The sequence below is a fragment of the Fuerstiella sp. genome, assembly GCA_022447225.1.
In the GTDB taxonomy this organism is placed as follows: domain Bacteria; phylum Planctomycetota; class Planctomycetia; order Planctomycetales; family Planctomycetaceae; genus S139-18.
In genome coordinates, this window is record JAKVAZ010000002.1 from 207,487 (window position 1) to 226,525 (window position 19,039).

At 53.3% G+C, this 19,039-nt stretch carries 15 protein-coding genes; 11 read left to right on the top strand and 4 right to left on the bottom strand.

Annotation, left to right across the window (positions count from 1 at the left end; translation table 11 throughout):
- Positions 1-72: 72 nt before the first annotated feature.
- Positions 73-1,014 (top strand): D-glycerate dehydrogenase, encoded by a 942-nt coding sequence (locus MK110_03005; protein MCH2210243.1) that lies wholly within the window; start codon positions 73-75, stop codon positions 1,012-1,014.
- A 15-nt stretch (positions 1,015-1,029) separates the two neighbouring features.
- Here MK110_03005 and MK110_03010 read toward each other — a convergent pair whose 3' ends face one another.
- Together MK110_03010 and MK110_03015 are read right to left on the bottom strand one after the other, a co-directional pair.
- Positions 1,030-2,091, bottom strand: a complete 1,062-nt coding sequence (locus tag MK110_03010) for an SDR family NAD(P)-dependent oxidoreductase (protein ID MCH2210244.1) — start codon at positions 2,089-2,091, stop codon at positions 1,030-1,032.
- A 178-nt stretch (positions 2,092-2,269) separates the two neighbouring features.
- Positions 2,270-3,091 carry an SDR family NAD(P)-dependent oxidoreductase gene (locus tag MK110_03015; protein ID MCH2210245.1) on the bottom strand — a complete coding sequence of 274 codons (822 nt, stop codon included), beginning with the start codon at positions 3,089-3,091 and terminating at the stop codon, positions 2,270-2,272.
- Between the two features lie 626 nt (positions 3,092-3,717).
- On the opposite strand from MK110_03015, the gene MK110_03020 reads away from it, so the two are divergent.
- From MK110_03020 to MK110_03050, 7 genes are all read left to right on the top strand, one after another.
- Complete coding sequence (locus MK110_03020) at positions 3,718-4,632, top strand: peptidyl-alpha-hydroxyglycine alpha-amidating lyase family protein (GenBank protein ID MCH2210246.1); 915 nt, start codon at positions 3,718-3,720, stop codon at positions 4,630-4,632.
- Between the two features lie 432 nt (positions 4,633-5,064).
- Entirely contained in the window at positions 5,065-5,889 is an 825-nt protein-coding gene (locus tag MK110_03025) for a hypothetical protein (protein MCH2210247.1), read from the top strand.
- A 107-nt stretch (positions 5,890-5,996) separates the two neighbouring features.
- Positions 5,997-6,698, top strand: coding sequence for a DUF2293 domain-containing protein (locus MK110_03030; GenBank protein MCH2210248.1), 702 nt, complete (start codon positions 5,997-5,999; stop codon positions 6,696-6,698).
- Positions 6,699-7,080: 382 nt separating this feature from the next.
- On the top strand, positions 7,081-8,784 hold the full coding sequence (locus tag MK110_03035; protein MCH2210249.1) for a sodium/solute symporter: 1,704 nt from the start codon (positions 7,081-7,083) through the stop codon (positions 8,782-8,784).
- Between the two features lie 123 nt (positions 8,785-8,907).
- Positions 8,908-9,270 (top strand): hypothetical protein, encoded by a 363-nt coding sequence (locus MK110_03040; GenBank protein MCH2210250.1) that lies wholly within the window; start codon positions 8,908-8,910, stop codon positions 9,268-9,270.
- Positions 9,271-9,395: 125 nt separating this feature from the next.
- A complete protein-coding gene (locus MK110_03045; GenBank protein MCH2210251.1) occupies positions 9,396-9,719 on the top strand; it encodes an amidohydrolase family protein in 324 nt (107 codons plus the stop codon).
- A gap of 138 nt (positions 9,720-9,857) precedes the next feature.
- On the top strand, positions 9,858-10,847 hold the full coding sequence (locus MK110_03050; GenBank protein ID MCH2210252.1) for an aldo/keto reductase: 990 nt from the start codon (positions 9,858-9,860) through the stop codon (positions 10,845-10,847).
- A 106-nt stretch (positions 10,848-10,953) separates the two neighbouring features.
- Here MK110_03050 and MK110_03055 read toward each other — a convergent pair whose 3' ends face one another.
- Together MK110_03055 and MK110_03060 are read right to left on the bottom strand one after the other, a co-directional pair.
- Positions 10,954-11,919: an aminotransferase class IV gene (locus MK110_03055; protein MCH2210253.1), complete on the bottom strand. Its 966-nt coding sequence runs from the start codon at positions 11,917-11,919 to the stop codon at positions 10,954-10,956.
- Positions 11,920-12,223: 304 nt separating this feature from the next.
- On the bottom strand, positions 12,224-13,672 hold the full coding sequence (locus MK110_03060) for a DUF1501 domain-containing protein (GenBank protein ID MCH2210254.1): 1,449 nt from the start codon (positions 13,670-13,672) through the stop codon (positions 12,224-12,226).
- A 582-nt stretch (positions 13,673-14,254) separates the two neighbouring features.
- Here MK110_03060 and MK110_03065 point away from each other — a divergent pair.
- The 3 genes from MK110_03065 (at position 14,255) to MK110_03075 (ending at position 18,866) form a co-directional block, all read left to right on the top strand.
- The gene (locus MK110_03065; GenBank protein MCH2210255.1) at positions 14,255-14,857 is read left to right on the top strand and encodes a hypothetical protein; all 603 of its coding nucleotides are present in this window, start codon (positions 14,255-14,257) and stop codon (positions 14,855-14,857) included.
- A 269-nt stretch (positions 14,858-15,126) separates the two neighbouring features.
- Positions 15,127-16,488 carry a PQQ-like beta-propeller repeat protein gene (locus MK110_03070; GenBank protein MCH2210256.1) on the top strand — a complete coding sequence of 454 codons (1,362 nt, stop codon included), beginning with the start codon at positions 15,127-15,129 and terminating at the stop codon, positions 16,486-16,488.
- An 890-nt stretch (positions 16,489-17,378) separates the two neighbouring features.
- The gene (locus MK110_03075; protein ID MCH2210257.1) at positions 17,379-18,866 is read left to right on the top strand and encodes a sigma 54-interacting transcriptional regulator; all 1,488 of its coding nucleotides are present in this window, start codon (positions 17,379-17,381) and stop codon (positions 18,864-18,866) included.
- The last annotated feature ends 173 nt before the right edge of the window (positions 18,867-19,039 follow it).

Here is a 19,039-nt window from a genome sequence, read left to right on the forward strand (position 1 = left end):
TTGGCAAGGTTGTGGCCGTCTGATCTGCGCGCATAATTCTCCGGTCACCTTCTGTAACTGAAAGAGTCATCGATGTCCGAAATTATTCTCGCCGATCCGCTCCCGCCACTGTTTGACGAAGTCAGTTCCGGTCAATTCACTGTCAAGTCTCTGGATTCTGCTCCTGATGCTGACTTGCAGCAGGCGACCGGGATTGTTTCCTATGGTCACGACATCATTGACGGTGAGGTGATGGACAGATGCCCACGTCTTAGAGTCGTCAGCAATCATGGAGTCGGCGTCGATCACATCGATGTTGCTGCTGCTGCCCGGCGCGGAGTTGCTGTGGGGAATACTCCTGGTTGTCTGGATTCTTCGACGGCAGATATGACAATGGCACTGATGCTGTCCGTTGCCCGAAACGTTGTGGTCGGAGATCATTTTTCCAGGAGTGCTGAATTCACTCACTACGACCCGGCAATCTATGTCGGTCAGGAAGTGACGGGCAGCACACTGGGCATCGTTGGGATGGGCCGCATCGGCACGGAAGTGGCCAAACGTGCGAAAGCTTTCGAAATGAGAGTCCTGTACTTCAATCGAAATCGTCGTCCTGAAATCGAGGAATCGGTCGGTGTTGAATTTGCTTCGTTTGATTCACTTCTCAGTGAATCTGATTTTGTGTCTTTCAGCTGTCCGTTGACCGACCAGACACACAGGATGATCGGGGCACAGCAATTCAAACAGATGAAGTCTTCCTGCATCCTGATTAATGTGGCACGGGGCGGTATTGTTCAGACCGATGCTCTGCTGGATGCGCTGACTTCAGGAGAAATTGCGGCGGCCGGTCTGGATGTGACTGATCCGGAACCTTTACCCCGAGATCATCCACTGCTTAAGTTGAATAATGTCATCATTACGCCGCACCTCGGAAGTGCATCAAACCACACGCGCCGTCAGATGATGCAGATGACTGTTGACAATCTGGCAGCCGGAGTTGAAGGTCGCGAACTGCCAACATCCGTTTCGGCATCATAATCCTGTCCTGTATGGCTACAACAGGCCTGCCAGCTTTGCCAGACCGGTGCAGGCCGCAAGCATGACGCTGACGATCACGATCAGAATCGGGATCTTGATGGATCCACGCAGCCGTTTAGAGACGATGAGCACCCCCGTGACCAGTAGCGGTACTGCGACCCGACCCAGCAGGGTCAGTGTTTCTGCGGTCGGTGGTGAAACGGTCCGGAGTGTGAACCGGAACAGTCCCCAGGCCACCAGTGCCCCGGATACCCACAGAACCGCGTCACCGGCGGCCGCTGTCCAGGTTACAGGGTTGGTGACCGATCCTATGACAGCTCGATCGAACAAACGATTGGGAAGACGCTGGGCAAATTTCATAATCGTCACCAACTGCCACGGAAAGTTGATTTCCGATTTCCCTTTTATCATTCCCTGTACCAGCAGACGCGCTGCCTCGTTGACATCAACAAGAAACGGCTTCGGAGTCTTTTCGCTGTCGATCATCGGTGTGTCGATAAATCCCGGATGAGATGTGATCAGACGCACCCCGGTTTTCTGAAAATCCAGTTCGGAACGGAGTGATTCCATCCAGGAAGAGACTGCTGCTTTGCTGGCACAGTACGGTCCCATTGTTGGTAGTCCGCGGAAGGCGGCTACCGAAGAAATGGTCAGTACGACTCCCTCTCTGCGTTTGAGCATCGCCGGCAGGACAGCGTTCATCGCATAAATCACGCCAAAGAAGTTGATCTGCATGGTGTTCTCAACGAGTTGCACATCAAGTTCACTGGCTTTCATATTGGGACTGACTCCTGCATTTGCCACCAATATGTCCACCGGCCCCCACTGGTCCACAGCACGACTGATCGCAGCATTAACGTCATCCTTACAGGTGACGTCGGCGGTCAGCGGAAGCGCGTTTCCTCCGCGATCAGCAATTCTTTGAGCAACCGCGTCCAGTCGTTCCTGTCGTCGAGCCAGCAGAGTGATGTACGCACCATGAGCTGCCATTTCCATTGCCACAGCTTCACCGAGTCCCGATGATGCCCCCGTAATGACAACGTGTCTGTTTTCAAGATTTAAACGTTCCGTGCCCATTGGAATTCACCACCAGTTCAGGAAATACCTCTGAGGTTTGCGGGTTTGGAACCGGACAGGAAGTTTGTATGCCTGTGCAGCGGATGAATGCAGGTCATTGATCTGACACTGAAACAGGACAATCCATGTTCCCTGTCAGAACGGGCATCCATTCGGATCTGCCCCCCCCCCCGGAAATTCAAAGATTTTCGACTGCTCTGAGCCCCTTACGTGCGGCTGCCCGGATAAAAAATCCTGGTGCAAATCGCGACGCCCACGAATAAAGTTTGGCATCAAGACCGAAAATGACCTGTTCACGTCTGTTTACGATTGCGTCGAATATCGCTGCTGCCATGTCTTCCGGCGAAATACGTGCCACTTGTTCGTCGAACATCCGGACGAGATTGGTTCTGTCTTCCGCATTCCTGTGCCGGGCATTTCTAAGTATGTTGGTTTTTACCTGACTCGGATACGCCAAAGTCACACAGATATTTGTGTGCGTTAACTCAAGACGCACCGATTCTGTGAACCCGCGGACAGCGAATTTTGAAGCGCAGTAGGGTGCCTGCAGCGGCACACCTAATAGTCCGAAGCTGCTGGACACGTTCACCAGATTCGCTTCGGGGCGTTCACGAAGCATTGGAAGAAATGCAAGTGTTCCGTTGATGACACCCCACATGTTGACATTGATAATCCATTCAAAATCTTCCTGTGAAACTTCTTCAATCTTCATAATGCCAAGGGCCACTCCGGCATTGTTCACCACGATATCTGTCTGTCCGTAGTGGTCCCGGACGTGAGTCGCAAAGTCTGTCATCTTACCGCGATCGCTCACATCGAATGCCTGCCCTGTCACTTTGCCGCCGAATTCCTCCACCGCGGTCTGTGTCTCGGCCAAAGAATTCTCATTGCTGTCGTTCAGTGCCAGGCGTACCCCTTTTCTTCCAAGCTGCAGTGCGAGTTTTCTGCCGATTCCTGACCCAGCTCCGGTGATGACCGCAACAGACTGTGTTAGATCCATGTTTTCAACTCTAGGATGCTGACGGGATCACGCGACTTCGAACAGGATTCATCAGTCGCGATCTTAAACACACTCTCGTAGCTAACGCCAAGTATCTTTCAACAGCTGTCGCGTGATTCATCAACGAATCTGCTTTGGAGACGTCACCTTTGAGCCAAATCCGACTGCAGTCACACATGTCGATCCGTGGTGATGACCGGACAGCCTGCTGCCAATCGGGTCTTCTGCTGAGCGGAGCAAACCAGACAGACTTAATGCTCAGAGGATTCGAGATGAAAAGTGAAAAGGATGTCGATCAGCGACGCCATCCTCACCGAATGAGTCCTGCAGGGCGTTCCTGCGACTCCGAAGTGTACTGTCCACGACGTCGAATTCACCCTGGCATCGCCTCGCCGCGGTTGGCCACGTCACCGGATTCAGTCGGTAAGCGGCCACGTAATGAATATTTGCAGGGGGCATGGTCCTGGGCCATTCTCACGGGATTCGTGGGACCCGGTCGGGCTTCCGGTTACGAAAGACGGAAACCGAAACGGTACTGTTGCGAGTTTGAATTGACCCCAAGGACGGACTACAAACTAAACAGATATATTCCAGCCAATCTCCCGCTACCGTTCACAGGGTGGACCATGAAGCTTTCAAATCTCACGGCCGTCGTCTCGATCTTCGCTGTTGTGGGGGTAACCATCAGTGGCACTGTGCAGGCTGCTGAGAAGAATGACTTTATTCCAGCTACGGATTTCTTCCGGATCCCGGAGAATATTACCCTGGATTTATGCAGTGGTGTGTCGGTGAACAGCCAGGGGCATGTCTACCTGGCGCACAGAGGCCGGAACCCCGTAATTTGCTTCGATTCCAGTGGACGATACCTGCGATCGTGGGGAGACAAATTCATTGGCAGTGCCCACGGCCTGCGAGTTGATCCTGACGACAATGTGTGGGTGACCGATATTGATAAGCATGTCGTGCTCAAGTTCAGCCCGACAGGTAAACTTCTGCTGCGAATCGGTCGACCTGGAAACGCCGGTCTGGCCAACGATCAATTCAACAAACCGGCGGATGTAGCCTTCGATGCGAAAGGTCAAATCTACGTTGCGGACGGATACGGCAACAGCCGCGTGATGAAATTTTCCCCCGACGGCAGGTTTCTGTCGTCTTGGGGCTCTCCCGGAACCGGTCCGGGCGAATTCAATCTGCCGCACACGATTGTGGTCGCAGCGGACGGGCGCATCATCGTTGGTGATCGATTGAATAACCGTATTCAGGTTTTCAATGCGGACGGTACACATCTGGAGATCTGGGACGGATTCACTCCTTTCGGTCTGGACTTCGACGGAGACGGGGTCTTGTGGCTGGCCGATGGCAAGAACCACAAACTTCTGCAGCTGGATCACTCGGGGGCAGTTCTGCAGTCCTGGGGCGAACCGGGCAGGGGGCCTGGTCAGTTTGATGTGCCACATATGCTGGCAGCGGATGAAGCCGGGAATCTTTACATCGCAGAAATTCTCAACAGGCGACTTCAAAAGTTCACGCGAACGCCCTGATTTCAACTGGACCGATCGTCGCTCTGAGCGTCCTTTGACGTATGTATTGGACGACATTCAGTGAATGTGTTGAATGGCGAATCGGGATTGACAGAATTCAGCCGGCTGGCTGCACGTCTGGTTCAGGTACTGGTGCCGTGAATCGTCGGTATCGTTGCTGACGATATGATTGTGACTTGTTGCTGTCGGTAAATTTACTTTTAAAGATGATTTCGCTTTCAAGTTTTTTCACGGACGACTGTCTGCATTAACCCGATGAACTCAAAAAACGTCGGATGCAGCGACTTACTCAGTCATCAGTCAGTCGTATGATCACAGATAATGCACTGTGACTTTTCTACAGAACAGTAACTCAGAATACCGCCACGTTTGTAACCATAACACTGTTGCCTTCAGGAAGGACTCATGAATCTGTGTCACCGGAGATCCGTTATGCTGACAACACTCACGTTTGTCGTTCTGACTCAGATAACAACAGCTGACGTTACCCGGTTTCCCGTCACGTCACTCAATCGGCAGCAGCCGCGCATCCTTCAAAGGATCTTTGATCGTCGCACCGAAGTGTTCGGAACGACGATACTGGCCACGCCCAAAGTGTCAGATGCGGCAATCACGCATACGGCCGGTATTCTGGCCGAATTTCTTGACAATGATGAGGACGGGAATGTTGATGTGCCACGGGTTGCCGGTTTAATGCGCGAACGTGGTGCAACCATGATCGTGTTCGTCAATGAACGAGAATTTGAACAGCACGGTGAAACACTGGAGAGTCTGTTCGATAGGAGAGTCCTGCAGCCACTGTGGGAAACAGAAATTCATCCTGATGGCGCGAAACAAGGACATTTTGACGCAACGCTGGAGGAAGTTCTGCATCTCATCACAGTCACGGGTTATGCGGAGGTGTGGCCGGATGCATTTGGCCTCAATTCTCGATCGCGTCTTGCCCAGGCCATGGATATCGCTCGAGGTGGTCGGTTCCGTCGGACTCCGCGTAGGTATCCGCGACAGGCCTGGTTCACTTACAACGATCGCACATGCGACTATGAGTGCCAGATGGTTGAGTATTTCTACTGGGGCCTGACTTCACTGCAGGGTGGTCAGATGTTCCCTGGTCGGCTCGAGCAGATTCGTGATGAATGGCCACTCAATACACCAAAGAAATTCAGGTCGTATGACGCTGCTCTGTACACTTTGCTGACAGACCCTGAGTTCTCGATGCCCATGCGACTGCCAAATGGTCGCTACCGTGACCAATAGCGGACTGTAGTCCGAACGTCGAACTAACAACACTTTGACTGTGACATACCAGCCCGTGAAAGGTATCATCCCCTGCGACATCCCGCGTTTCAGCCCTGATGTAAGCGATGTCTGTGTCACATAAGAGAAGCGACGTCCGAGTTTTTGTCACTGATCAGCAGTCACTCTGCGCCGAATGTCAGCAGATACTGGAGAAGTCCGCGTGGGTTATGGTGACCGAAGAGTCTGCTGTCTGTTGTCTTTCATGTGCCGGTCTGGATCATCTTGTCTTTCTGCCCGCAGGCAATCCGGCGATGACCCGGCGTGCGAAGAAACAAACTGTCCGTTATGCGGTTGTGTTCAGGAGGAGTCATACGAGACCGCGATACGAACGTCACGGGCTGCTTGTTGAGAAGCCTGCACTGCATGCGGCAGAGCAGCAGTGCATCGCGGATGCGGATGTACGGAAACAGAGACAGAAACGGAATGCGTTTCGACGTGAAGCACTGCATGTCGAATATCTGAAAAGATTTGCCGAAAAGGTGCGAATGTTGTATCCGGGTGTTCCGTACGACCGTTCCGGCATGATTGCATCACATGCGTGTCGCAGGTCCAGCAGACGCGTCGGGAGAAGTCGCGCAGCAAAAGCGCTCAGTAATCAGGCCGTAACGCTTGCCGTTGTGGCGCATGTTCGCCATACGGAAACAATTTACGATCAGATGCTGGCCGATGGCATTGAACGTTGCCGTGCGCGACAGATGGTGCGGAGTCAGGTCACCGCCTGTCTGCAGAACTGGGCTGTGCAGCGTCCGCATGCACGGTCATGCTGAATAAGTGGTCTGTCCGGGGGTTAGTCATGCCTGAGTTAGCGGATTTTGCGGGGCTGTCTTAAGGAAAGTCGGACTGCTGATGGTCGTGCTCTCATTGTTGAGGTCACCGGTTGTTGTACAGTTGCCGGGTACCACGCTGACGAATGATGGGGGATCTGGGTTTTCGTGATAACGGTGCTGCTGACAAGCGGATTTCAATGTCTGCCGAGGTATACGGAGCCGGGGTGAAATTGTTCTCTGTTGCCGGAAAGCACAGTCATTTTTGGTGCAGATATTGGTGTTCGGAATTCGGTTTCAATACCTTTTGCAGGTCAGATACATATGAGTTCAAAGACGTTTGTCGGGCTTTCCGACGTTAACTGCCGTACATCATTGGCTACCAATGACTTTGTCTGTGCTTAACCTGCTCGCTCAGCAACCGGCGCCCGAGGGATTGCAGATTCTCGATTACGTCGTGGTTCTGATTTACCTGAGCGGAGTTTTAGTCGCAGGATGGTATTTTTCTCGCCAGCAGGAAGAACAGGAAGACTACTTTGTTGGCGGTCGAAAACTGCCGTGGTTTGCAGTCGGACTGAGCATCATTGCAACGATGCTGTCAACCGTGAGTTACCTTGCGACACCTGGTGAGGTGATCCAGCATGGTATGGCGATGTCGATTGGCTTGCTGGCGACACCATTTGCGTTTCTGCTCGTTAACTTTATGTGGGTGCCGTTCTTTATGCGGCTGGGAGTGACCAGCATCTATGAGTACCTGGAACATCGCTTTGGTCTGGTGGCACGCCTGACGGCAGCTGCACTGTTTGTTCTGATTCTGCGATTGTTCTGGATGGCCACCATCGTTCTTACCGGTTCACGGGCTGTTGCGCAAATCACACACGAGAGCACCGAACGACTGTTCGGTCTGAGTTGGTCGCCTGATCAGTGGCTGGTTGTGGTACTCCTGAGTATCGGTGTGTTCGCAACCTTGTACACCATGCTCGGCGGGATCAAGGCTGTGGTATGGACTGATGTGGCTCAGTTTATTGCCCTGGCAGGAGGGGTGGTGCTTACCTTGTTGTTCGTTGTCTGGAAAACGGGGACAGGGCCGGTTGACTGGTGGACGAATACAACCAGCGGTAATGCTGTCGGCCACAAACTGCCACCCATTGCCAGTTGGGATATTACCACCAGAAACACGATCCTGTTTACAGTTTTGGGTGCTGTGTTTTGGACTGGTTGCACCTTCATCGGTGACCAGGTGGCGGTGCAGAGATATCTGACAACACCATCTGTTAAGGCCGCAGTCAGAGGGAACATCGTTAACTTTGTCGGAGACTTCCTGCTGATGGTTATGCTGTCGCTGTGCGGGATGGCCCTGCTTACCTATTACCTTGATCCGTCATTTCAAACAGAAATTTTCAAAGGAATTACCAATCCGCGGGACGAGAAGGTCGCGGATCATGTGTTTCCTCATTTCATTGAGTACGGATTACCGGCGGGTATCTCCGGAATGGTCGTTGCGGCACTGTTTGCAGTGGCAATGTCCAGTCTTGATTCAGGAATCAATTCAGTGGCCGCCGTGTTGACCATCGATGTCTTTGGACGGTTGAGTTCACGTGGGTCATCCACACGCAGTCTGTGGTTGCCGCGGATAATCACCGTCTGTGTCGGGATTGGCTGTACGCTACTGGCCTTGACTATGCTTCGTATCCCTGAACGATATAACATCATTGGAATTACACTGCGGACGTTCAACTGTGCGCTCGGTCCACTGGGGGCCATGTTTGTCGTTGGCATGTTCGTTCGACGAGTCGGTCAGGCTGCTGTTGTCATTGCGGCATGGCTCGGACTTGCGGCAGCGGTCAGCCTGGCCTGGTGGGTGGAACTTTGCTGGTTCATCGGTCTGACCGACTACGCAACATTGTCTGATGCCACCGACAATCTCGTCGGGCCGAGTCCGTTTCTGATCGTACCTGTTTCAGCCGTGGTTACCTTTGTTGTTGCCACCATGTTGAGCTGGCTGTTTCCCGGAATGTTGGGCAATTCCCGAGTGAATGAGACGGACCGGTTTCTGTGGAAGGCCGTGGTTGCCCGTGAAGGGTATTAGAGTCCTGATATGTAGCGGATTGCGACTGCCGGCTTCCTGGTGCACAGACCAGAGCAGGGCCGGCTCGCCAGGATTTGTCAATTTGCAATTGGCGGAGGCTGCGCCGTACGAAGGAACCTGGTCGTGAACAGTACAACTCAGGCGATCGACGTGCACGCACACTATGGCATCTGTCAACGTGCTGATGCGTCCGTGCTGTTTAACGACTGGGTCTCAGCGGATGCAGCGACTGTGGTCGATCGAGCGAGTCAGGCTGATATTCGCCTGACGATTGTGTCGCCACTTTCAGGTCTGTTGCCGCGTGGACAGGCGGATGCAGTGAGTGCCAATCGAGAAGCCGGCGAGATCGTTCGGAACACTCCGGGGCTCAGACAATGGGTCATCGTTCATCCTTATCAGCCTGAGACATTTGTGCAGGCGGCAGAACTGTTGAGGACACCCTTGGTGTGTGGGTATAAAAATCCATCCGGAAGAACATCAATATGAGATCCGTGAGTACGGCGATCGGTTGTTTAAGCTGGCAGCTGAGTTCAACGCGGTTGTGCTTGCTCACAGCGGCGATCCCCTGAGTCTGCCAGATGACTTGACATCGTTTGTCAACGAGTATTCCAATGTGCGGCTCATTCTGGCTCACCATTGGTAATGGTGGTGGAGCGGCCGGAGATCCAACGCTGCAGGTGCGTGCGATTCAGGATTGCCGGCACGACAACGTTTTCGTTGATACGTCCAGTGCCAGATCCATACTGCCGGGCCTGGTGGAGTGGGCCGTTGCTGAGATCGGATCCGAACGGGTACTGTTTGGAACGGATGCTCCATTGTATTCAACGGCCATGCAGCGGATACGGATTGATTCAGCGGAGATCACGGACAACCAGAAATTCGACATACTTTACAGGAATGCTGAACGTCTGCTCGGGCTCGACAGTTCTGACTGATAACGTGTGCTTTTATTTGCCGTCCCGGCCCGACATCGTTGTGGAGCCGATTCAGGATCGGCAGAGCCGCCATGGATGTTGACCACAGCAATCACTGAATTCTTCATTTAAGATCATACGGACTAAAGGTGTATAACAATGAACCACTGTGTACTGGGATCCAGCGGACTTCTCGTTTCGCCGATCAGTCTGGGAACGATGACCTTTGGTGAGCCCGTGGCTGAAGCACAGGCCATCAAACTGGTGCATGGAGCCCTTGATCTGGGAATCAATTTTGTCGACACCGCCAACGTGTACGAAGGATACAAACGGTTTCTCGGCAGTCCCGGCGGCACGGCCGAAGAAATTGTTGGAAAAGCCATCCAGGGGAAACGCGACAAATTTGTTTTAGCGACCAAAGTTGGGGCTCCCGTGGGAGCCGGGTCTCTGGACCGCGGGTTGTCGGCAGTTCATGTTCTGCGTGAACTGGATCGCAGTCTCAAACGGTTACAGACTGACTACATTGATTTATACATCATTCACTGGCCGGATAAGCTTGTACCACTGGAAACAACGATGACAGCGATGCAGCAGGCTGTCTGTCAGGGAAAGATTCGACACTTTGGAGTATCTAATCATAGTGCAGCGCAACTTTGCGAAATGTTGTGGCTGGCCGATAAGAACGGCTGTCCGCGTGTGGTTTCATCGCAGATCCCATTCAGTCTGTTGCGACGGGAGTTTCAAAATGATCTCTCATTCTGCGATCGTCATTCCATTGCTGTGACGCCGTATCAACCTCTTCAGGGGGGATTGCTGACCGGAAAATACACCCGCGGCGCCGCTCCGCCGAGTGATTCACGGGCCGCCGAAAAACCGGAATGGATGTGGGAATTTGGCGATCAGTTGTTCGACCGACTGGAGCGGATTGAGAAACTGGCGGCGGAAATCAACGTACCGGCGAGTCAGTACGCGCTTGCCTGGACGCTCGGACAAACGGCAATGAAATCGCTGGTCGTTGGTGTGAAGAGCATGAAGCAGATTCAGGACGCCGTCGATTCTTTGGAAATTGAAATTCCTGACGCGCATTTTGAACAACTAGATGAAATCTGCCCGCCACCGTGGCTGCAGCCGGATCCACTGCGCGGTTAGATTCGGGCCACACGTTATAAGCAAGTGTGTTCGAGGCATCGGGAGTCGCCTCGGACGCAGACTCAATATCGTCACGCTGAATGTCGAATTCGAATCATCCTTCGGTTCACGCTTGTGCAGCGCTCTTTGCGTCGTTCTTCTGCCACGCCGCCACGCGCGGTGCGTAGTCAAGTGCCTGGGCAACAAAGTCGATGCCGACCTGATCTTTCCAGGTATTCAGCAGCGTGTGAAACACTGGTCCCGGTCGACCGTCACCAACTGTCTGTCCCTCGAACGATGTGGCATGCACCAGAGAGTAGGTCGTCGCCGTGCAGAAAATTTCTTCTGCGGTCAGTGCTTCGTAACGGCCCAGGTTGGTTTCACGGACCTCGATGCCTGCAATTCCTGCGAATTCGATCGTTGCGTTTCGGCTGACTCCATTCAGTACATTTCGCGGTTCGGGTGTGAAGATCACGCCGTTCCGGACCAGAAAAATATTCCACCCAGGTCCTTCAGCAAGAAAACCATCGGGGTCCAGCAGGACAGGCCACCTGCCGCCTGCGCGCTGTCCCTGCAGTTCGGCCATGCGATAGTGGACCCGGCTTCGCGTCTTCGCTTTCAGATCCAGCAAGTGAGCGGGAATGGTTTGCTGGGCGGGGATCATGATTTCCACACCAGTTCGGTAATTGTTGGCAAAACCACCCGTGTGCGTAATCAATGGCCAGCAATTGATCGAAACCGTAGGTTGCACGCCTGCGCCGAACGCACTGCTGTAGAGCGGCAGCGGACCTCGTGACACATCGTGCATGATCTGCCAGTCCATATCATCAGCTTCGGTTGGAATATTTCGTTCCAGGGTTTCCCGTGTTAATTTTTCCATTTCGTCAATCGACAGTCCGCAGTCAATTTCGAGCAGTCGCAGCGAACCATAGAGTCGGTCCAGGTGTTCGCGCAGACGAAATGGTTTGTGATTGAATGTGCGTGTCATCTCAAACGCCATGTCGCCATACATGAGTGCCGAATCAAAAATCGACACCCGGGCATCACACTCCGGGACAAATTTTCCATTCAGGTACACAAGTCTGGCTGACATCGATTGATCCTGTAGTCTTGTAATTGTGATGACCAGTTCATTGACGTCAGGAGTGTATGACGCACCGAAAGATCACGGGAGTTTACCGGGATTCTTTTTTCTCAGACTGCTGCAATCAAAGCGCGCTGAAACTGCGGTTTCTTTGGCCGATCGGGCAGGAACTGATTGGCTGCCTGAACAGGTGCTGTCGGTACGGTCGGCAACCAGTTGGCTGTGTGCCGGTCGAGTATTTTTGGGTACCTGTGAAAAATGCAGCCGATCGTGTCACACGCTCTTGTGATAACTGGCGAAACCGTCAGATTCTTCACACCAGCACTTCATCCAGCGGCAATCCCTGTTGCGCGATCGGATGCGGACGGCGGGACTGATCGTAAATGGAGGCCGTGGTGTCGATTCCCATTGCAGCGTAGATGGTGGCGATCAGCGATTCAGGACTCACCGGGTCGGAGGCAGGCCACGCTCCAACACGGTCGGACGCGCCGTAAACGTGTCCGTGTTTGACGCCTGCTCCGGTCAGCAGCACGTTATGACAGTACGACCAGTGATCGCGGCCTCCCTTCGCATTAATCTTTGGTGAACGACCCATTTCGCCCATGACGACAATCAATGTTTCGTCCAGCAGTCCGCGGTCATCGAGATCTTCGCACAACGCTGACCAGGCCTGATCCAGGACCGGGAGTCTGTGATTCCGAAGAATGTGAAAATTTCGCTGGTGTGTATCCCAGCCGTCCTGATCGATCTTCAGTTTTTCGAAGACTTCCCAGGTGACAGTCACAAAACGCACATCCGATTCGATGAGTCGTCTTGCAACCAGCATTGAGTGACCGTACAGGTTTCGGCCGTACCTGTCCTGCAAACGAGCGTCTTCCTTTTCAGTGCTGAAAGCCCGCCACGGGCTGTTGGGGCGATTTGCGCTGGTCAACAGATCGAATGCCTGACGTCGCGACTGATCAAGTCGATCGATTGCCTGCGTCTGCTCCACTCGACGAAATTCATCGTTGAACTGTTGTGACAGCGATCGTCGTTTGTCCAGCCGGTCGATTGAGATTCCATCCGCCAGACTCATTTCCGGCAATACAATGTTTCCTTTGACGCGCTCGGGATAGGCGTATTTGCACTCTTTCTCACTGTACGGTTCGCACTCGGTCATAAACGGATCGTACTGACGTCCCAGGAAACCTCCGTAGGGGCCAGGTCGAACGCTCGCCTGACCCCAACCGGTGTAGCAAGGCATCCAGACCGACGCCGGGAGTTCTCTTTGTTCATTTCTGGCGAGGTACTGAATCACCGAATTCATACTGGGGGCCTGTGTCGGCAACACTGGTACCGCTGATTCGAGTTTTGCGGCACGTTTTCCGGTCATCGTGTACAGCAGGCCGGCGCTGTGATCGTTGTGCGGATGCGTTGCAGAACGAATCAGTGTGGAGCGATTCATCCATTTCGCCATCTGTGGCAGCAACTCACAGTAGTGAACACCCGGAACGCTGGTAGGGGTCGAGCCAAATTCACCACGGACTTCCACAGGTGCGTCGGGCTTGGGATCGAACGTGTCGTGCAGCGGAGGACCGCCAAACAGATAAATCAGGATGACCGATTTTGCTTTGCCATTCTGAGGCAGCGAAGGTGCAGACTGTTCCGCGCGTATCAGATCGGGCAGTGTCATCCCCAATAGCGACAGTCCGCCGGCTGTCAGGACATCCCGGCGTGTGACTCCGCCACACGTTCGTTTTGGATTTCCAAGCAAAGTGATCATTGGGAACACACTAAGACGGGACAGCAACACGCGGTGTCGGAAGTCGCTGCAGACCTCAGCCCTTTTTTGAACGGACTAACGAGCGTACATTTATTCTTGTCCAACTATAAAAAGGTTACAACTGTTATTGTGAGGTCGACATCAGCTGCGGTTCGGGCCGTGTTGCGAGTACAACAATAAATTGGTGACTTTCGGGCTACATTGTTCCGCAGGACTTAGAGGCTGGTCTGCGGGCAGTTACGTTTCTGAGGAACCGCAGTGTTTGCGAAACACGGTTCAGACAATCCGGAAGACGTTGTTGACAGCAAACAAAAGGCCTGTCCTGGTGAGTATTCCATCGGCATATTGTGCCGATTTCAGTGAACTGACATTCCCACGCAGGCATGTTTCCTGTTGGCATCTGCCCTGACACTCCACGGCGGCTGATGGGTGAGACAATCCCCTCCCGATAAAGTCTTTAAGCTTTTATGCGAATCTGCCATGTGCCACTGTTGCGGTTTCGTGTGTTGAAACTGAATGGCGGCAGGCAACTCGACCGGAGCCGGCAATTTTGCGAATGGACCATCGGCAGGAGGAAACCGGGTGTCACAAAACGACCAACAACCGGCGAATGTTGCTGGTAGTCTGATGGAAGAGTTTGGTGGCTCCGTTGTCAACGTGTTGCTGGGGGGGCTGCTGCTGTGGGTGGGGCAGACAACCTTTGAGCACAACGGAGAACTGGCTGGATTTCATCAGCAGCTGGCAGGGCTGAGTGACCGTCACCAGACGCTCAATAACCGGGTTGACGGGATGGTCGAGTCACTGAATATCCGAACCAGGGGACGATTCACTGCCGACGACGGGGAAAAACTCTCCCAGAGGATCGATTCGGTGCAGCTGTCGACTCAGTCACTGCGTGAACAGTGGCACGATCGTTTGGCCGAATTGCGGGTCCAGGTGTCTGCTCTGGAAGTGAAGGTGCAGGCGTCTTCACCAGGATCCGTGCAGACGACGGCTGCGTTTGACCCATTGGCAGCCACACGATTTCACGGAGAGCTCAACAGTATTCGCTACGAAGTTGATCGACTCGGTCGTGCGATCAGTACTCTGTATCATCACAGACAACCTTATCCAGCGCCTGTCGCTGACAAAGCCGCGTCGCTGCACCCGACAGGTTATTCGAGTCATTCCGGGATTAGCCGCTGATCTCGACGGCAAATTCTTCAGCTTATTCTTCAATTCTTCGGAGTGTGGCTCCTGCTGCTGCATTATCCGGAGAATTGCGGTGTCTGTGGAGATGCACAATGGGGTTGGAAACGCAGGTGGCAGCAAAACGGTGAAGAGTTCGGACTCGCCATGTTGTCATTGAATGGCCGCTGTGCATGGCATTTGGTCGTTGTCGTCGACGCGGGATATTGACAGTGGATATGCTGGTATGTCACTGATTTTTCTGTGAACTGAGTGAGAAAAATGCCATGGTTAAGAGATTGGTCGTCTTTGTCGGAGCAATATTTTTTGTCGGATCAATCGTAGCCTGTCTGGCGGCTGGTGCCGGCGGAGCTGATTTTGAGCATTTGAAATCTGTTAACTGGCATCAGTGGAGAGGGCCGGATGCCAGTGGTGTGTCGACCGATGCGGATCCGCCGGTGACGTGGAGTGAGGACCGGAATATTCAGTGGCGAGTACAGGTCGACGGTCTGGGAAATTCCACTCCGATTATCTGGCAGGACAAGGTCTTTTTGACGACTGCAATCGACACCGGACGCGTCGATCCCTCACTGACACCACCGGACGAACAGCCCGAGCGTCCATTTGGCATCAGGTACCCAAACACCTTCCATCAGTATGTGGTTGTTTGTCTCGATCGGAAATCCGGAGATGAAATCTGGCGGCGTGTGGCAGCAGAAACGGTGCCTCAGGAAGGACATCACAGTGACAACAGTTTTTCTACTGCGTCGCCGACGACCGATGGCGAACGACTGTATGCGTGGTTTGGAATGGCAGGGTTGTACTGCTACGATCTTAATGGAACGCACCTCTGGGACCGTGATCTGGGTCCTGTGAAGACTCGACTGAGTTTCGGTGAGGGGGCTTCACCGGTCGTGTATGGTGATCGGCTGGTTGTGGTCCGGGATAATGACGGACAGTCATCTATCACCGTGCTCGATTGTCTGTCAGGCAGAACGGTATGGCAAAAGGACCGTGATGAACCCAGTTGCTGGGCAACACCACTCATCGTTCAGCACAACGGGACGATTCAGGTTGTTACCAATGCTCACAACCGTGTGCGGAGTTACGACCTTGCCAGTGGAGACCTGATCTGGGAATGCGGCGGACAGGTTTCGAACGTGACTCCGTCACCGGTGGCGGCAAACAACACAGTGTTCTGTATGAGTGGTTATCGAGGATCGGCACTCTTTGCTTTGCCGCTTGACGTATTGGGTGACATCACTGATGGAGAAAGAATCGTGTGGTCTCAGTTGCAGGGCACACCGTACATTCCGTCACCTCTGCTGTACGATGGCCGACTTTATTTCAATCAGTCCAACAAGGCGATTCTGACCTGTCTGGATGCGGAAACCGGCAGGGTCGTGATTGAGCGGACCAGAATGCCACAGGTCCGCGGGATTTATGCCTCTCCTGTGGCGGCAGCCGGTCGCATTTATTTCGTGGGAAGACGCGGAACCACGCTGGTGCTGGAAAAGACCGATCGGCTGAAAGTGCTGGCAACAAACAGGCTTGCGGAGCAGTTTGACGCCTCTCCGGCGATAGCCGGAGATCAACTGTTTCTACGCGGGAAACAGCGACTCTATTGCGTCGCTAATCACGGGTTGTAACTCACAGGCCCTCGTCACATTTAATAAAAATAAAAGCAGAAACTCCGGCGAGTGAATGAGTTCAGGCAAACATTTCTGCGTGTGGCTAATGCCCGTATGTATTGGGACTGATATCAATGTGACCGGGTTTTACTGACGCCGGCCGGAAATTGCTGTTGGCATCGGTATCACACTCGTTGATTGCGTGGTGGACATGTTCCCGGACCATAATAGTGATTTTCGAACTGCTCCCGCGGGGGAGACGTTGTCATTGATGACTTGTCTGTTTTGACAACAGGCACCAGGAAAACGTGCTTGTCATGGACTCCCGCACCTTTCAGTGCGAACATTTAAGCCTCACCAAATGGATGGCTGCTTCACAGACGAATACCGGTCCACCAAACATTCTGACTTCTGTGTCACTGTGCCTTTGCTGATATGAGTTGTTCTGCTTAACGGGAATTGCCCTGATCAGAGTTTGTCACATTATCAGGACTGCGCTCAGTGTTGTCCCATCGCCGCCTTTCAGCGTATCGGGTTTGTTTACCGGCCGGTTTCGGCAACAACTGCCGTTCAATGGTCTGAATTCGTATGCCTGCCAGGTGATTCCACGATAATTCTGCCGGATGCAGTGGATTCCCACCATTTTCGGCGAAAAAACGTGTTGACATCAATTGCCGATCAGGGATATCACTCGGCCTCTCATGCCGGATTCAATTCTGAATCCAAAAAATTCCTCTCAAATTTGTCTCTTCCACTGGTTCCTCTCCGGAACTTCCCCGAGCACACCTGCCTTCATCTCACGAAGGTTCACGATGTCCGTCACCCGTCTGTGGAGCCGGATATCGAAATGTGTTCACTATCTCTCATCTCGCCTCTCTCTCCTTCCGACCTGTACAGTTGAGGACATCATGAACGAGTTCCCAGTCGGCGCTCATCATGAGCCGCAGATTCTGCAATTCCCAGGTGCTCCTGTCGCACCGGCTGCAGATGCGACTTTCACGGCTCCCACCGAAGCTGCTCCACCTCCCCAGTCCGTTCTGGTGTTTTCGCCGAGACCAGGAGCGAGACAGCTGTTGGCTGATGATGTTCGGAAACGTGGCCTGACGGTTTGTGAAACCGACAGCCCCGATGCCATGCTCTTTCATCTCAGTCGTCAGGAATTTCAAATCTGCATCATTGATGATGCAGACACAGTTTCGCGACTGCAGGAAGTTAACGTTGCCATCCGCAATCATTCGCGGTCTGTTCAGGTGCTTTGCATTGTTTCAGAAGATTCCCGCTGGGGACGTGAGACACTGCCCACATTTGAGTGTGACGTGATCGAGCGACCGTTTAATGCGACGCGTTTTGGCGGCGCTTTGATGACAGCGACTCAGAAGGCAGAGCTGATTCAGGAGAATGAAAAGCTGCGACGCCAGCTGCTGAATAGAAACCTGATGGATCTGGTCGGAAGTACGCCGGCTATGCAGTCGCTTCGTGAAAGTATTCGCATTGCTGCGGACGATGATCGTACGGTACTGGTCCGGGGTGAATCGGGAAGCGGGACCACACTGATCGCCGAAGGTCTGCATCGGTGCAGTCGTCGGGCGTCCGCACCGTTCCTGCGGATTGACTGCAGTCTGCATTCGGTTGAAACGCTTGAGTATCAGCTGTTCGGAGAGTCGACTCCGGATGGTTTTCCTGGATATTTGAGTCTGGCTGAAGGTGGATCCATTCTGCTGGACAACGTGGAAACGGTGGCATTGCCGTTTCAAAAGAGACTTGCTCAGCTGCTGGAACAGCGAGCGACGGCGCTGCTGAATGAAAATACCGATGTCCCTGATATCCGATTCATTGCAGCAACGCATTCGGACCTGAACCGGCTGGCCATGGAAGGACGTTTTCGTGACGATTTGCTGCAGCACCTGAGTGGTATCACTTTGCAGTCACCACCACTGCGTGTTCGTCAGAATGACATTCCACTGCTGGTAGAACACTTCATCGGGCAGATTTCTCTGAAGGAGGGTCGGCCACTGCGGGCCGTGACACCTCAGGCTCTGGAACTGCTTGAGGCTCATGCATGGCCCGGTAATGTTCGTGAACTGCAGAACGTGATCGAGCGGGCATGTACGGCTCAACTTTCCGACGCCATTACATCTGAGGATCTTCGTCCATGGCTGCAAAACGGAGCTACTGAAGATTCGGTGGAAGGCGTTGGAATGACGCTGAGAGAAATGGAACGGAAGCTGATCGAATCGACGTTCGCCCGATGTAATGGAAACCGCGAACGGACCGCTCAGATTCTGAAAATCGGGCTGCGTACATTGTCGGGGAAACTTAGAGAGTACGGTTATCCGCCGCGTGGTGGTCCCGGTTCCAACATTCGCATCCAGACGGCACAGCGTAAAGCGGCCTGACGGATCAACGATCGGAATACAAACAAATTAAGAAAACGGACTGCGGCGAACTCTCGTGAGAGAGTTCGCCTTTTGCATGGATATGTTACCTGCCTGGTCAGGTTTGGCCGGGTCCGAACAAGGCCTCATAAGAAGTATGTAATGAGGCATGACTGTGGACTTTTGAACACCTG

What these genes read in the sequence shown, in the direction of transcription:
- MK110_03005 (MCH2210243.1), top strand. Translation starts at nt 73, where the DNA reads ATGTCCGAAATTATTCTCGCCGATCCGCTCCCGCCACTGTTTGACGAA.
- MK110_03010 (MCH2210244.1), bottom strand. Translation starts at nt 2,091, where the DNA reads ATGGGCACGGAACGTTTAAATCTTGAAAACAGACACGTTGTCATTACG.
- MK110_03015 (MCH2210245.1), bottom strand. Translation starts at nt 3,091, where the DNA reads ATGGATCTAACACAGTCTGTTGCGGTCATCACCGGAGCTGGGTCAGGA.
- MK110_03020 (MCH2210246.1), top strand. Translation starts at nt 3,718, where the DNA reads ATGAAGCTTTCAAATCTCACGGCCGTCGTCTCGATCTTCGCTGTTGTG.
- MK110_03025 (MCH2210247.1), top strand. Translation starts at nt 5,065, where the DNA reads ATGCTGACAACACTCACGTTTGTCGTTCTGACTCAGATAACAACAGCT.
- MK110_03030 (MCH2210248.1), top strand. Translation starts at nt 5,997, where the DNA reads ATGTCTGTGTCACATAAGAGAAGCGACGTCCGAGTTTTTGTCACTGAT.
- MK110_03035 (MCH2210249.1), top strand. Translation starts at nt 7,081, where the DNA reads ATGACTTTGTCTGTGCTTAACCTGCTCGCTCAGCAACCGGCGCCCGAG.
- MK110_03045 (MCH2210251.1), top strand. Translation starts at nt 9,396, where the DNA reads ATGTGCGGCTCATTCTGGCTCACCATTGGTAATGGTGGTGGAGCGGCC.
- MK110_03050 (MCH2210252.1), top strand. Translation starts at nt 9,858, where the DNA reads ATGAACCACTGTGTACTGGGATCCAGCGGACTTCTCGTTTCGCCGATC.
- MK110_03055 (MCH2210253.1), bottom strand. Translation starts at nt 11,919, where the DNA reads ATGTCAGCCAGACTTGTGTACCTGAATGGAAAATTTGTCCCGGAGTGT.
- MK110_03060 (MCH2210254.1), bottom strand. Translation starts at nt 13,672, where the DNA reads ATGATCACTTTGCTTGGAAATCCAAAACGAACGTGTGGCGGAGTCACA.
- MK110_03070 (MCH2210256.1), top strand. Translation starts at nt 15,127, where the DNA reads ATGGTTAAGAGATTGGTCGTCTTTGTCGGAGCAATATTTTTTGTCGGA.
- MK110_03075 (MCH2210257.1), top strand. Translation starts at nt 17,379, where the DNA reads ATGAACGAGTTCCCAGTCGGCGCTCATCATGAGCCGCAGATTCTGCAA.